The sequence below is a fragment of the Pseudomonas arvensis genome (assembly GCF_056688935.1).
On record NZ_CP162038.1, the window covers coordinates 3593811 to 3608934 of the forward strand.

The 15124-nt window shown below is 60.8% G+C and carries 12 protein-coding genes; all 12 read left to right on the forward strand.

Annotation, left to right across the window (positions count from 1 at the left end; genetic code table 11):
- Nucleotides 1-62: 62 nt before the first annotated feature.
- The gene (gene purB / locus AB3G88_RS16030) at nucleotides 63-1433 is read left to right on the forward strand and encodes an adenylosuccinate lyase (protein ID WP_099587012.1); all 1371 of its coding nucleotides are present in this window, start codon (nucleotides 63-65) and stop codon (nucleotides 1431-1433) included.
- Nucleotides 1434-1516: 83 nt separating this feature from the next.
- Nucleotides 1517-2683, forward strand: a complete 1167-nt coding sequence (locus AB3G88_RS16035; protein ID WP_112195900.1) for a ribosomal protein uL16 3-hydroxylase — start codon at nucleotides 1517-1519, stop codon at nucleotides 2681-2683.
- Nucleotides 2676-3098: a GNAT family N-acetyltransferase gene (locus AB3G88_RS16040; protein WP_480450654.1), complete on the forward strand. Its 423-nt coding sequence runs from the start codon at nucleotides 2676-2678 to the stop codon at nucleotides 3096-3098. Before AB3G88_RS16035 ends, AB3G88_RS16040 begins: the two co-directional genes overlap by 8 nt.
- A 233-nt stretch (nucleotides 3099-3331) precedes the next feature.
- Nucleotides 3332-4069, forward strand: a complete 738-nt coding sequence (locus AB3G88_RS16045) for a secretin N-terminal domain-containing protein (protein WP_480450656.1) — start codon at nucleotides 3332-3334, stop codon at nucleotides 4067-4069.
- A 486-nt stretch (nucleotides 4070-4555) separates the two neighbouring features.
- Nucleotides 4556-5881, forward strand: coding sequence for an isocitrate lyase (gene aceA, locus AB3G88_RS16050; RefSeq protein WP_480450658.1), 1326 nt, complete (start codon nucleotides 4556-4558; stop codon nucleotides 5879-5881).
- Between the two features lie 577 nt (nucleotides 5882-6458).
- A complete protein-coding gene (locus AB3G88_RS16055; RefSeq protein ID WP_015372409.1) occupies nucleotides 6459-6872 on the forward strand; it encodes an NADH-quinone oxidoreductase subunit A in 414 nt (137 codons plus the stop codon).
- 10 nt (nucleotides 6873-6882) lie between these two features.
- On the forward strand, nucleotides 6883-7557 hold the full coding sequence (locus tag AB3G88_RS16060) for a NuoB/complex I 20 kDa subunit family protein (RefSeq protein ID WP_012724951.1): 675 nt from the start codon (nucleotides 6883-6885) through the stop codon (nucleotides 7555-7557).
- A 71-nt stretch (nucleotides 7558-7628) separates the two neighbouring features.
- Nucleotides 7629-9413, forward strand: a complete 1785-nt coding sequence (nuoC, locus tag AB3G88_RS16065; protein ID WP_480450661.1) for an NADH-quinone oxidoreductase subunit C/D — start codon at nucleotides 7629-7631, stop codon at nucleotides 9411-9413.
- 2 nt (nucleotides 9414-9415) lie between these two features.
- Nucleotides 9416-9913: an NADH-quinone oxidoreductase subunit NuoE gene (gene nuoE, locus AB3G88_RS16070; protein ID WP_099587017.1), complete on the forward strand. Its 498-nt coding sequence runs from the start codon at nucleotides 9416-9418 to the stop codon at nucleotides 9911-9913.
- Nucleotides 9910-11265: an NADH-quinone oxidoreductase subunit NuoF gene (nuoF, locus tag AB3G88_RS16075; RefSeq protein ID WP_003174722.1), complete on the forward strand. Its 1356-nt coding sequence runs from the start codon at nucleotides 9910-9912 to the stop codon at nucleotides 11263-11265. Before nuoE ends, nuoF begins: the two co-directional genes overlap by 4 nt.
- 135 nt (nucleotides 11266-11400) lie before the next feature.
- Nucleotides 11401-14115 carry an NADH-quinone oxidoreductase subunit NuoG gene (nuoG, locus tag AB3G88_RS16080; protein WP_480450662.1) on the forward strand — a complete coding sequence of 905 codons (2715 nt, stop codon included), beginning with the start codon at nucleotides 11401-11403 and terminating at the stop codon, nucleotides 14113-14115.
- Nucleotides 14112-15119 (forward strand): NADH-quinone oxidoreductase subunit NuoH, encoded by a 1008-nt coding sequence (gene nuoH, locus AB3G88_RS16085; protein ID WP_017137518.1) that lies wholly within the window; start codon nucleotides 14112-14114, stop codon nucleotides 15117-15119. The genes nuoG and nuoH overlap by 4 nt, the downstream gene beginning before the upstream one ends.
- The last annotated feature ends 5 nt before the right edge of the window (nucleotides 15120-15124 follow it).

Genomic DNA, 15124 nt, shown 5'->3' on the forward strand with positions numbered 1-15124 from the left:
GGCGGATTTTTTCATGTATGATACGCGCCCCATTTCGTTGCCCGACTGTCCGAGAACACCCCATGCAGCTCTCTTCGCTCACTGCGGTTTCCCCTGTTGACGGCCGCTACGCCGGCAAAACCCAGGCCCTGCGCCCTATTTTCAGCGAATACGGCCTGATCCGTGCTCGTGTACTGGTTGAAGTGCGCTGGCTCCAGCGCCTGGCCGCTCACCCCGCCATCAGCGAAGTGCCGGCGTTTTCCGCCGAGGCCAACGCTGTACTCAACACCCTGGCGGAAAACTTCTCCCTGGAGCACGCCGAGCGTGTGAAAGAGATCGAGCGCACCACCAACCACGACGTAAAAGCCATCGAATACCTGCTCAAAGAGCAGGCGGCGAAGCTGCCGGAACTGGCCCAGGTCAGCGAGTTCATCCACTTTGCCTGCACCAGCGAGGACATCAACAACCTGTCCCACGCTCTGATGCTGCGTGAAGGCCGCGATGACGTGATGCTGCCGCTGATGCGCCAGACTGCCGAAGCCATCCGCGAACTGGCCATCCGTTTCGCCGACGTGCCGATGCTGTCGCGCACCCACGGTCAACCGGCATCGCCGACCACCTTGGGCAAAGAACTGGCCAACGTGGTGTATCGCCTGGAGCGCCAGATCGCTCAAGTCGCCGCCGTACCGCTGCTGGGCAAGATCAACGGCGCCGTGGGCAACTACAACGCCCACCTGTCGGCCTACCCTGAGATCGACTGGGAAGCCAACGCCCGCGCCTTCATCGAAGACGAGCTGGGCCTGGGCTTCAACCCGTACACCACGCAGATCGAACCGCACGACTACATCGCCGAGCTGTTCGACGCGATTGCGCGCTTCAACACCATCCTGATCGACTTCGATCGCGATATCTGGGGCTACATTTCCCTGGGCTACTTCAAGCAGCGCACCATCGCCGGTGAAATCGGTTCGTCGACCATGCCGCACAAGGTCAACCCGATCGACTTCGAAAACTCCGAAGGCAACCTCGGCATCGCCAACGCCCTGTTCCAGCACCTGGCCAGCAAGTTGCCGATCTCCCGCTGGCAGCGCGACCTGACCGACTCCACCGTACTGCGCAACCTCGGCGTGGGCTTTGCTCACAGCGTGATCGCATACGAAGCCAGCCTCAAAGGCATCAGCAAGCTGGAGCTCAACGCGCAGAAAATCGCCGCTGACCTGGACGCCTGCTGGGAAGTCCTGGCCGAGCCAATCCAGACCGTGATGCGTCGTTACAACATCGAAAACCCGTACGAGAAGCTGAAAGAGTTGACCCGCGGCAAGGGCATCACCTCCGACGCACTGCAAACTTTCATCGACGGCCTGGACATGCCAGCCGCCGCCAAGGCCGAGCTGAAACTGCTCACCCCGGCCAACTACATCGGCAACGCTGTAGAGCAAGCCAAGCGCATCTGATCATCGCAAGACCCTTGAGACGCCCGGCCGCGCCGGGCGTTTTTATTCCCGTCTTAAAAGTGCTTTTTTTCAATAGGTTACACATGAATCCTGACATCCCTCTTCAACTTCTGGGCGGCATCACGGCACGGGAATTCCTGCGCGATTACTGGCAGAAAAAACCGCTGCTGATCCGCCAGGCCATCCCTGATTTCGAAAGCCCGATCGACGCCGACGAACTCGCCGGCCTGGCCCTGGAAGAAGAAGTCGAATCGCGCCTAGTGATCGAACACGGCGAGCGTCCATGGGAACTGCGTCGCGGCCCGTTCGCCGAAGACGCCTTCGCCAGCCTGCCTGAGCGCGAGTGGACCCTGCTGGTGCAGGCGGTCGACCAGTTCGTGCCTGAAGTGGCCGAGCTGCTGGAGCAGTTCCGCTTCCTGCCGAGCTGGCGCATCGACGACGTGATGATCAGCTTCGCCGCACCGGGCGGCAGCGTTGGTCCGCACTTCGACAACTACGACGTGTTCCTGCTGCAAGCCCAGGGCAAGCGCAACTGGAAGATCGGCCAGATGTGCAGCTCCGAAAGCCCGCTGCTGCAACACGCCGACCTGCGTATCCTCGCTGAATTCGAAGAAACCGCCGAATGGGTGCTGGAACCGGGCGACATGCTCTACCTGCCGCCTCGCCTGGCGCACTTCGGCATCGCCGAAGATGACTGCATGACTTACTCGGTCGGCTTCCGCGCTCCGAGCGCCGCTGAAGTGCTGACCCACTTCACCGACTTCCTCGCCCAGTACCTGACCGACGAAGAGCGCTACACCGACGCAGACGCCCAGCCGGTCAGCGACCCGCATCAGATCCAGAGCGACGCCCTCGACCGCCTCAAGAGCCTGCTGGCCGAGCACATGAGTGACGAGCGCATGCTGCTGACCTGGTTCGGCCAGTTCATGACCGAACCGCGCTACCCGGAACTGGTTGCCGGCGAAGAGCTGGGTGAAGACGACTTCATCAGCACCCTGCAAGACGGCGCCATCCTGGTACGCAACCCAAGCGCACGCATGGCGTGGTCCGAAGTGGACGATGACGTGCTGCTATTCGCCAGCGGCCAGAGCCGTTACCTGCCCGGCAAACTGCGCGAGCTGCTGAAACTGGTGTGCTCCGCCGATGCGCTGCACAGCGAAAACCTGGGCGAGTGGCTCGCCGACGAAGACGGTCGCGACCTGCTGTGCGAACTGGTCAAGCAGGGCAGCCTGGGATTTGCCGATGAATAAGATTCACGTAAGTGTCGCGGACTGGCGAAAGGATATCGACGAGATTCGGCGCATTCGTGAAGCGGTATTTATCGCTGAACAATCGGTTCCGCCCGAGCTGGAGTGGGACGCGGACGACGCTGATGCGGTGCATTTCCTGGTGTTTGAAGGCGACTTTCCGATTGGCACCGCTCGCCTGCTGCCCAGTGGCGAAATTGGGCGTGTGTCGGTGCTCAAGGATTGGCGCGGGCTGAAGGTCGGCGACAAGCTGATGGAAGCGGTGATTGGCGTGGCCGAGGAACGCGGGCAGACCAAGCAATTCCTGAGCGCCCAGGTGTACGCAGCGCCGTTCTATGAGCGGCTTGGCTTCAAGATCGTCAGTGAGGAATTCCTCGAAGTCGGGATTCCGCATGTCGATATGGTGCGCGGGGGCTGACTCAAGACCGCGTCGCTGCCATCGGGGGCAAGCCCCCTCCCACATTTTGACCGAGTACATCCCCTGGAATGCGGTCAAGTGTGGGAGGGGGCTTGCCCCCGATGACTATCTCAGCAACACCCCAAGATGCCCTGCCATGCCAGGGCATTTTGCCGTCTACGATTCAACTTGCGCCCCGCCAGGCCGACAGACTGGCACTATCCAAGCCTAAACGCCTCGCAGAGATAACGGACATGTCCCTACGCACCCTGCTCACCGCCCTCCTCCTGACCGCCAGCGTCTCAGCCATGGCCGACACCGAAGTCGTCAACCTGAGCAACCGCACCAGCGCCGACCTGCTGCCGGTGGCGCAGAACTTCATCGGCAAGGACGGCACTGTCAGCGCCTACGGCAACCAGCTTATTGTTAACGCCGCCCCCGGCAAGATCGAAGCTCTGCGCGCCCTGCTCGCCCAGCTCGACACGCCTGCCAAACGCCTGCTGATTACTGTGGACACCAACGAAAGCAACCAGCAAAACACCGCTAGCAACCAGACCCGCATCATCAGCTATGGCACCGCCAGCCGTGATGGTGGCATCCAGCAGATCCAGGCCAGCGAAGGCGTGCCCGCTCTGATTCAGGTTGGCCAAAGCGTGCCACTGACTACCACACAACCTGATGCTTATGGCCGCCCGCAAAACCAGACCCAATACCGCAACGTGACCCAGGGCTTCTATGTGACCGCCGCCGTCACCGGCGAGACCGTTCACCTGGCAATCAGTACCAACCGTGACCGCATGAGCCAGGAACGTCCCGATGTAGTGAACGTGCAAAGCACCGACACAACCATCAGTGGCCGGCTGGGTGAGTGGATTCCCCTGGCGGGCATCAACCGCCAGACCCAGGCAGACAATTCCTCTACAACCCGCAGCTACTCTACTCAGGGCCGCGATGACCTGACTTTGCGGGTCAAGGTCGACACCCTGAACTGAAGCACCAAAAACTGACTGATGAGTCGTATAAGACTAAAGATGTAGTGCTCTGAAAAAAGCACTACAAAACATTTGACGATCCAAAAAAGCATGGGCATGATGGCCTCGCTCCCGCTAATCAGGGGCCCTGGCAAGGGCCTTCGGATCGTCGCTCCAAGTTACCCACCTGAGCCGATTCGTGTCTGTACCGCCCACAAGGCGTGTTTGACGAGGTTGCGACTGGAACGAAGTTGTCCCGAGGGACGGAAGCTAACCAGGTAACCCGGCAACACGCTGCAGAATACCCAAGGGCCCACGACGCCCGAAGACTGTTCTCGGCCAGCCTTTACCTGCCCCCCTCTCGATCATCGTTCATCCCGTCGCCTGCCCCGTCAGACCTGACTTGACCGCCTATGCTTCTGGTCAGCGAGCAGCCATACCCCGCAACGATTGCGCGGCTGGCAAATGGATCTTTCCACCTAGACCTATGCGACGAGGTTTTTCCCCATGGCACTGACACGCGAACAGCAAATTGCAGCCCTTGAAAAAGATTGGGCTGAAAACCCACGCTGGAAAGGCGTGACCCGCGCTTATTCCGCTGCTGACGTCGTCCGCCTGCGTGGCTCGGTTCAACCTGAGCACACCTTTGCAAAACTCGGCGCCGAGAAGCTGTGGAACCTGCTCACCCAAGGTGCCAAGCCTTCCTTCCGTCCCGACAAAGATTTCGTCAACTGCATGGGCGCCCTTACTGGCGGCCAGGCAGTCCAACAGGTAAAAGCCGGCATCCAGGCGATCTACCTGTCCGGCTGGCAAGTGGCAGCGGACAACAACTCCGCTGAATCCATGTACCCCGACCAATCGCTGTATCCAGTTGACTCCGTACCGACCGTGGTCAAGCGCATCAACAACTCGTTCCGTCGTGCCGACCAGATCCAGTGGAAAGCCGGCAAAGGTCCGGGCGACGAAGGCTACATCGACTACTTTGCGCCAATCGTGGCTGACGCCGAAGCCGGTTTCGGCGGCGTACTGAACGCTTACGAGCTGATGAAGAGCATGATCGAAGCCGGCGCCGCTGGTGTTCACTTCGAAGACCAACTGGCCTCTGTGAAGAAATGTGGCCACATGGGCGGCAAGGTACTGGTTCCGACCCAGGAAGCCGTACAGAAGCTGACCGCTGCCCGTTTGGCCGCTGACGTTGCCGGCACGCCGACCATCATCCTGGCCCGTACCGACGCCAACGCCGCTGACTTGCTGACCTCGGACTGCGACCCGTACGACCAGCCGTTCGTGACCGGCGAGCGCACCCAGGAAGGCTTCTATAAAGTACGCGCCGGCCTCGACCAAGCCATCGCCCGCGGCCTGGCCTATGCGCCGTATGCCGACCTGATCTGGTGCGAAACCGCCAAGCCGGACCTGGACGAAGCCCGTCGCTTTGCCGAAGCGATCAAAAAGGAATACCCGGACCAACTGCTGTCCTACAACTGCTCGCCTTCCTTCAACTGGAAGAAGAACCTGGACGACGCGACCATCGCCAAGTTCCAGCGCGAACTGTCCGCCATGGGCTACAAGCACCAGTTCATCACCCTGGCTGGCATTCACAACATGTGGCACAGCATGTTCAACCTGGCGCACGACTACGCCCGCAACGACATGACCGCCTACGTGAAACTGCAGGAGCAGGAATTTGCTGACGCCTCCAAGGGCTATACCTTTGTGGCGCACCAGCAGGAAGTCGGCACCGGCTACTTCGACGACATGACCACCGTGATCCAGGGCGGCACCTCGTCCGTGACCGCGCTGACCGGCTCGACCGAAGAAGAGCAGTTCCACTAAGCACCGCGTACACGGCCACGGCGACCCCAAGGAAGACCTAACCGCAGTGCCGCACAGCAATCACGCCCCGACTGGTTCGGGGCTTTTTTTGCCTACGGAAAAACCGTCTGACACGACAAAACTCAAAATGTGGGAGGGGGGGCAATGTGCTCTGCCTGAAGATTTTGCGCAAAACATTGATCCAGAGCGGTATGCAAATCCGCAAAAGCGGTTAAAAGATGCACACCCACAACTAAGCAGCAATCAAGCAAGTAACACCAACTTCCCCCGCCACACGAGAAACATTCGCTTAAACCTCACGCAAACAATATTCATTATCATTTGGCCGATAAAAACTTCGTTACCCAACAAACAAAACTTAATTGTACAAATGCCCGCTAATGCCCGCCCCGCAAGGGCTACAGCCCCACAAAGGTGCACTATGTCCTTATTCCATCGAATAATTTCGCCATAGGAATTTTACTTGCCCGGTGTTTAGCCATAAAATCACCGCGATTGACTGCGCTGCGACATATCGTCACTGCATCATTACTTTTTCGAGCTCAGAGACCTTTGCTCTCTGTTAAGGATTTCCAGCATGACCGAAGCGACAGGACTCATAGCCCACAACTGGGGCTTTGCCATTTTCCTCCTCGGTGTTGTAGGCCTTTGCGCCTTCATGCTCGGCGTCTCCAGCCTCCTCGGGTCAAAAGCCTGGGGCCGCAGCAAAAACGAACCGTTCGAGTCGGGCATGCTACCTACAGGTGGCGCCCGCCTGCGGCTCTCAGCCAAATTCTATCTGGTCGCGATGCTGTTCGTGATCTTCGATATCGAAGCCCTTTTTCTCTTTGCCTGGTCTGTGTCCGTCCGCGAAAGCGGCTGGACCGGATTCGTCGAAGCTCTCGTTTTCATAGCAATTCTGTTGGCAGGCCTTGTCTACCTATTTCGAGTGGGCGCCCTTGATTGGGCTCCGGAAGCTCGTCGTAAGCGGCAAGCGAAGCTGAAACAATGAGGCTTTGGCGATGCAATACAATCTCACCAGGATCGACCCGGATGCTCCTAACGATCAATACCCCATCGGCGAACGGGAAACCGTCTCCGATCCGTTAGAAGACCAAGTCCACAAAAACATCTACATGGGCAAGCTGGAAGACGTGCTGAGTGGCGCGGTCAACTGGGGACGTAAAAATTCCCTGTGGCCGTACAACTTCGGCCTTTCGTGCTGCTACGTGGAAATGACCACCGCCTTCACGGCGCCCCACGACATCGCACGCTTTGGCGCCGAAGTTATCCGGGCATCACCGCGCCAGGCGGATTTCATGGTTATTGCCGGAACCTGCTTCATCAAGATGGCGCCGATCATTCAGCGTCTCTACGAGCAAATGCTCGAACCTAAGTGGGTTATCTCCATGGGTTCGTGCGCCAACTCCGGTGGCATGTACGACATCTACTCCGTGGTTCAGGGGGTGGACAAGTTCCTGCCCGTGGACGTCTACGTGCCTGGCTGCCCGCCTCGCCCTGAAGCATTCCTGCAAGGCTTGATGCTGTTGCAGGAATCGATTGGCAAGGAGCGTCGCCCGCTTTCCTGGGTCGTCGGCGATCAAGGCGTATACCGCGCCGAGATGCCTTCGCAAAAGGAACAGCGCCGCGAACAGCGAATCGCAGTCACCAACCTGCGCAGCCCCGACGAAGTCTGACCCAGCCCGCTTCTTTTATAGAACGAAAACCTGGCCTCATTCTTTACGTTGACCGAAAGCGATAAAAAACCATGACTACAGGCAGTGCTCTGTATATCCCGCCTTATAAGGCAGACGACCAGGATGTGGTCGTCGAACTCAATAACCGTTTTGGCCCTGACGCCTTCACCGCCCAGGCCACACGCACCGGTATGCCGGTGCTGTGGGTGGCGCGCGCCAAGCTCGTCGAAGTCCTGACCTTCCTGCGTAACCTGCCCAAGCCGTACGTCATGCTCTATGACCTGCATGGCGTGGACGAGCGTCTGCGCACCAAGCGTCAAGGGCTGCCGAGCGGTGCCGATTTCACCGTGTTCTACCACCTGATGTCGCTGGAACGTAACAGCGACGTGATGATCAAGGTTGCCCTCTCCGAGAGCGACCTGAGCGTCCCGACCGTGACCGGCATCTGGCCGAACGCCAGCTGGTACGAGCGTGAAGTCTGGGACATGTTCGGTATCGACTTCCCGGGTCACCCGCACCTGACGCGCATCATGATGCCGCCGACCTGGGAAGGTCACCCGCTGCGCAAGGACTTCCCTGCCCGCGCCACCGAATTCGACCCGTTCAGCCTCAACCTCGCCAAGCAACAGCTTGAAGAAGAAGCGGCGCGCTTCCGTCCGGAAGACTGGGGCATGAAGCGCTCCGGCACCAACGAGGACTACATGTTCCTCAACCTGGGCCCGAACCACCCTTCGGCTCACGGTGCCTTCCGTATCATCCTGCAACTGGACGGCGAAGAGATCGTCGACTGTGTACCGGACATCGGCTACCACCACCGTGGTGCCGAGAAGATGGCCGAGCGCCAGTCGTGGCACAGTTTCATCCCGTACACCGACCGTATCGACTACCTCGGCGGCGTGATGAACAACCTGCCGTACGTGCTCTCGGTCGAGAAGCTCGCCGGCATCAAAGTGCCAGACCGCGTCGACACCATCCGCATCATGATGGCCGAGTTCTTCCGGATCACCAGCCACCTGCTGTTCCTGGGTACCTATATCCAGGACGTCGGCGCCATGACCCCGGTGTTCTTCACCTTCACCGACCGTCAGCGCGCCTACAAGGTCATCGAAGCCATCACCGGTTTCCGCCTGCACCCGGCCTGGTACCGCATCGGCGGTGTTGCGCATGACCTGCCGAACGGCTGGGAGCGCCTGGTCAAGGAGTTCATCGACTGGATGCCCAAGCGTCTGGACGAGTACCAGAAAGCCGCGCTCGACAACAGCATCCTCAAGGGCCGTACCATCGGCGTCGCCGCCTACAACACCAAAGAGGCCCTGGAATGGGGCGTCACCGGTGCGGGCCTGCGCTCGACCGGCTGCGATTTCGACCTGCGTAAAGCCCGCCCGTACTCGGGCTACGAGAACTTCGAGTTCGAAGTCCCGCTGGCGGCCAATGGCGATGCCTACGACCGTTGCATCGTGCGCGTCGAAGAAATGCGCCAGAGCCTGAAGATCATCGAGCAGTGCATGCGCAACATGCCGGCCGGCCCGTACAAGGCGGATCACCCGCTGACCACGCCGCCGCCGAAAGAGCGCACGCTGCAACACATCGAAACCCTGATCACGCACTTCCTGCAGGTTTCGTGGGGCCCGGTGATGCAGGCCAACGAATCCTTCCAGATGATCGAAGCGACCAAGGGTATCAACAGTTATTACCTGACGAGCGATGGCGGCACCATGAGCTACCGCACCCGGATTCGTACGCCAAGCTTCCCGCACTTGCAGCAGATCCCTTCGGTGATCAAAGGCGAGATGGTCGCGGACTTGATTGCGTACCTGGGTAGTATCGATTTCGTTATGGCCGACGTGGACCGCTAAGCATGAATAGCACGCTTATCCAGACAGACCGTTTCACCTTGAGTGAAACCGAGCGCTCGGCCATCGAGCACGAGCTGCATCACTACGAAGACCCGCGCGCGGCGTCGATCGAAGCCTTGAAGATCGTCCAGAAGGAACGTGGCTGGGTGCCGGACGGCGCCCTCTACGCCATCGGCGAGATCCTCGGCATCCCCGCCAGCGACGTTGAAGGGGTGGCAACGTTCTACAGCCAGATCTTCCGTCAGCCGGTGGGCCGCCACATCATTCGCGTATGCGACAGCATGGTGTGCTACATCGGCGGCCACGAATCGGTGGTCGACGCGATCCAGGGCAAGCTGGGCATCGGCCTCGGCCAGACCACCGCCGACGGCCGCTTCACGCTGCTGCCGGTGTGCTGCCTGGGCAACTGCGACAAGGCGCCGGCGTTGATGATCGACGACGACACATTCGGTGACGTGCAAGCATCCGGCGTGACCCAATTGCTGGAGGGCTACCCATGACCCTTACATCTTTCGGCCCGGCCAACCTGATCAAGCGTTCGCCCGAGACCCATCCGCTGACCTGGCGCCTGCGTGACGACGCCGAGCCGGTCTGGCTCGACGAGTACCAGGCCAAGAACGGTTACGCCGCCGCGCGCAAAGCCTTCGCCGACATGGCCCAGGACGACATCGTCCAGACCGTGAAAGACGCCGGCCTCAAGGGCCGCGGCGGTGCAGGCTTCCCCACGGGCGTGAAGTGGGGCCTGATGCCCAAGGACGAATCCATCAACATCCGCTACCTGCTGTGCAACGCGGATGAAATGGAGCCGAACACCTGGAAAGACCGCATGCTGATGGAGCAACTACCCCATCTGCTGATCGAAGGCATGCTGATCAGCGCCCGTGCACTCAAGACTTACCGGGGCTATATCTTCCTGCGTGGCGAATACACCACCGCCGCCAAGCACCTCAACCGTGCCGTGGAAGAAGCCAAGGCTGCCGGCCTGTTGGGCAAGAACATCCTCGGTTCCGGTTTTGACTTCGAACTGTTCGTGCACACCGGCGCCGGACGTTATATCTGCGGTGAAGAAACCGCGCTGATCAACTCCCTCGAAGGCCGCCGCGCCAACCCGCGCTCCAAGCCGCCCTTCCCTGCCGCCGTGGGCGTGTGGGGCAAGCCGACCTGCGTGAACAACGTCGAGACTCTGTGCAACGTGCCGGCGATCATCGCCGACGGTGTGGACTGGTACAAATCGTTGGCCCGTGAAGGCAGCGAAGACATGGGCACCAAGCTCATGGGCTTCTCCGGCAAGGTCAAGAACCCTGGCCTGTGGGAGCTGCCGTTCGGCGTGACCGCACGCGAGCTGTTCGAGGACTACGCCGGCGGCATGCGCGACGGCTATACCCTGAAAGCCTGGCAGCCAGGCGGCGCCGGTACCGGTTTCCTGCTCCCTGAGCACCTCGACGCACAGATGTATGCCGGCGGCATCGGCAAGGTCGGCACCCGGATGGGTACTGGCCTGGCGATGGCGGTGGACAACACCGTGAACATGGTCTCGCTGCTGCGCAACATGGAGCAGTTCTTTGCCCGTGAATCCTGCGGCTTCTGCACCCCGTGCCGCGACGGTCTGCCGTGGAGCGTGAAATTGCTGATGGCGTTGGAAAATGGCGAAGGCCGCGAGGGTGACATCGAAACCCTGCTGGGCCTGGTCGGTTTCCTCGGCCCAGGCAAGACCTTCTGTGCTCACGCACCGGGCGCCGTGGAGCCATTGGGCAGCGCAATCAAATACTTCCGCTCGGAGTTCGAAGCCGGCATCGCGCCTACCAGCGCCGCCGTCCCACCTCTGGCGAGGCCGATCGTAGTCGGCGCGTAACGCTTTAAAAGGCGAAGGGTCCGTGCCCTTCGCCTTCTCATGTGCTGACGCCTTGAAGGCTGTGTAGATGCACATGAATAACAAGATTCCATTAGCCACGCCCGCTGACAACGGGCCAACGAAGAACTTTGAACCATGGCCACTATCCACGTAGACGGCAAAGCGCTCGAAGTCGATGGGGCAGACAACCTGTTACAGGCATGTCTCTCACTAGGCCTCGACATCCCGTATTTCTGCTGGCACCCCGCGCTCGGTAGCGTCGGTGCCTGTCGCCAGTGTGCGGTCAAGCAATACACCGACGAGAACGACACCCGTGGTCGCATCGTCATGTCCTGCATGACCCCAGCCACCGACAACACCTGGATCTCCATCGAAGATGAAGAATCCAAGGCGTTCCGCGCCAGTGTCGTCGAATGGCTGATGACCAACCACCCCCACGACTGCCCAGTCTGTGAGGAAGGCGGTCACTGCCACCTGCAAGACATGACGGTGATGACCGGCCACAACGAGCGCCGTTATCGCTTCACCAAGCGTACCCACCAGAACCAGGACCTCGGCCCGTTCATTTCCCACGAAATGAACCGCTGCATCGCCTGCTACCGCTGCGTGCGTTTCTATAAAGACTACGCAGGCGGCACCGACCTGGGCGTCTTCGGCGCCCACGACAACGTGTACTTCGGTCGCGTTGAAGACGGCGTGCTCGAAAGCGAGTTCTCCGGCAACCTCACCGAGGTCTGCCCGACCGGTGTGTTCACCGACAAGACCCACTCCGAGCGCTACAACCGCAAGTGGGACATGCAATTCGCGCCGAGCATCTGCCATGGCTGCTCCAGCGGTTGCAACATTTCCCCGGGCGAACGCTACGGTGAACTGCGTCGCATCGAAAACCGCTTCAACGGTTCGGTCAACCAGTACTTCCTGTGCGACCGTGGCCGTTTCGGCTACGGCTACGTCAACCGCAAGGATCGCCCGCGCCAACCGCTGCTGGCCGATGGCGCCAAGCTGAGCCTGGACGAGGCGCTGGATAAAGCCGCCGACCTGCTGCGCGGCCGCAATATCGTCGGTATCGGTTCGCCCCGCGCCAGCCTCGAAAGCAACTACGCGTTGCGCGAGCTGGTGGGTGCCGAACACTTCTACAGCGGCATCGAAGCCGGTGAGCTGGAACGCATCCGCCTGGTCCTGCAAGTGCTGAACGACAGCCCGCTGCCTGTGCCAAACATGCGTGACATCGAAGACCACGATGCGATCTTCGTGCTCGGTGAAGACCTGACCCAGACCGCCGCCCGCGTGGCCCTGTCCCTGCGTCAGTCGGTCAAGGGCAAGGCTGAAGAGATGGCCGACGCCATGCGCGTACAGCCGTGGCTCGACGCCGCAGTGAAAAACATCGGCCAGCACGCACTGAACCCGCTGTTTATCGCCAGCATCGCTGAAACCAAGCTCGACGACATCGCCGAAGAATGCGTCCACGCAGCGCCCGACGACCTGGCCCGCATCGGCTTCGCCGTCGCCCACGCCCTCGACGCCAGCGCGCCTGCCGTCGAAGGCCTGGACGCTGAAGCCGTTGAACTGGCCCAGCGCATCGCCGACGCCCTGCTCGCCGCCAAGCGCCCGTTGATCATTGCCGGCACCTCGTTGGGTTCCAAAGCGCTGATCGAAGCCGCTGCCAACATCGCCAAGGCCTTGAAGCTGCGCGACAAGAACGGTTCCATCAGCCTGGTGGTGCCGGAAGCCAACAGCCTCGGCCTGGCCATGCTCGGTGGTGAGTCCCTGGACGCCGGCCTGCAAGCCGTGATCGACGGCACTGCCGATGCGATCGTGGTGCTGGAAAACGACCTGTATACCCGCACCGATGCCGCCAAGGTTGACGCTGCGCTGAACGCCGCCAAAGTGCTGATCGTGGCCGACCACCAGAAGACCGCCACCAGCGACCGCGCTCAGTTGGTACTGCCAGCGGCGAGCTTCGCCGAAGGTGACGGCACCCTGGTCAGCCAGGAAGGCCGTGCCCAGCGCTTCTTCCAGGTGTTCGATCCGAAATACATGGACGCCAGCATCCTGGTTCACGAAGGCTGGCGCTGGCTGCATGCCCTGCGCGCGACCCTGCTGAACCAGCCGATCGACTGGACCCAGCTCGACCACGTGACCGCCGCCGTCGCTTCCAGCGCACCGCAGTTGGCACGGATTGTCGACGCTGCGCCGTCCGCCGCGTTCCGCATCAAGGGCATGAAACTCGCTCGTGAACCGCTGCGTTATTCCGGTCGTACCGCCATGCGCGCCGACATCAGCGTGCACGAACCGCGTACGCCGCAAGACAACGACACCGCGTTCGCCTTCTCCATGGAAGGTTACTCGGGTTCGGTCGAGCCCCGTCAACAGGTGCCGTTCGCCTGGTCGCCGGGCTGGAACTCGCCGCAAGCCTGGAACAAGTTCCAGGACGAAGTCGGTGGTCACATCCGCGCTGGCGACCCGGGCACCCGCCTGATCGAAAGCACCGGTGATTCGCTGAATTGGTTCGCTGGCGTACCGCGTCCGTTCAACCCGTCCCAGGGCACCTGGCAGGTTGTGCCGTTCTTCCACCTGTTCGGCAGCGAAGAGAACTCTTCCAAGGCCGCGCCGGTGCAAAGCCGCATCCCGCAAGCCTACGTCTCGGTGGCCAAGTCCGAAGCCGACCGCCTCGGCGTCAACGACGGCGCCCTGCTCAGCGTGACCGTGGCCGGCCAGACCCTGCGTCTGCCGCTGCGCATCAATGAAGAGTTGGGTGCTGGCCTGGTTGCACTGCCTAAAGGCCTCGCCGGCATTCCGCCTGCGATCTTCGGCAAAACCGTTGACGGTCTGCAGGAGGCAGCGCAATGACTTGGTTCACGCCGGAAGTAATTGACGTGATCATTTCGGTGGTCAAGGCCATCGTGATCCTGTTGGCCGTGGTCGTGGCGGGCGCCCTGCTCAGCTTCGTCGAACGTCGCCTGCTGGGCTGGTGGCAGGACCGTTACGGTCCGAACCGCGTTGGCCCATTCGGCATGTTCCAGATTGCCGCCGACATGCTGAAAATGTTCTTCAAGGAAGACTGGACCCCGCCGTTTGCCGACAAGGTGATCTTCACCCTGGCACCGGTCGTGGCCATGAGCGCCTTGCTGATCGCCTTCGCGATCATCCCGATCACCCCGACCTGGGGCGTGGCGGACCTGAACATCGGCTTGCTGTTCTTCTTCGCCATGGCCGGCCTGTCGGTCTACGCGGTACTGTTCGCCGGTTGGTCGAGCAACAACAAGTTCGCCCTGCTGGGCAGCTTGCGTGCTTCGGCGCAAACCGTATCCTATGAAGTGTTCATGGGGTTGGCACTGATGGGCATCGTGGTGCAGGTTGGCTCGTTCAACATGCGCGACATCGTCGAGTACCAGGCGCAGAACCTGTGGTTCATCATTCCGCAGTTCTTCGGCTTCTGCACCTTCTTCATCGCTGGCGTGGCCGTGACTCACCGTCACCCGTTCGACCAGCCGGAAGCGGAACAGGAACTGGCCGACGGTTACCACATTGAATATGCCGGTATGAAATGGGGCATGTTCTTCGTTGGTGAGTACATCGGCATCATCTTGATCTCGGCCCTGCTGGTCACGCTGTTCTTCGGCGGCTGGCACGGTCCGTTTGGCATCCTACCGCAGTTGGCCTTCTTCTGGTTCTTCCTGAAGACCGCGTTCTTCATCATGCTGTTCATCCTGCTGCGCGCCTCGATTCCGCGCCCGCGTTATGACCAGGTGATGGATTTCAGCTGGAGATTCTGCCTGCCGCTGACCCTGATCAATTTGCTGGTGACGGCTGCCGTCGTGTTGTTGAACACGCCCGCCGGCGCGGTTCAGTGAGGATT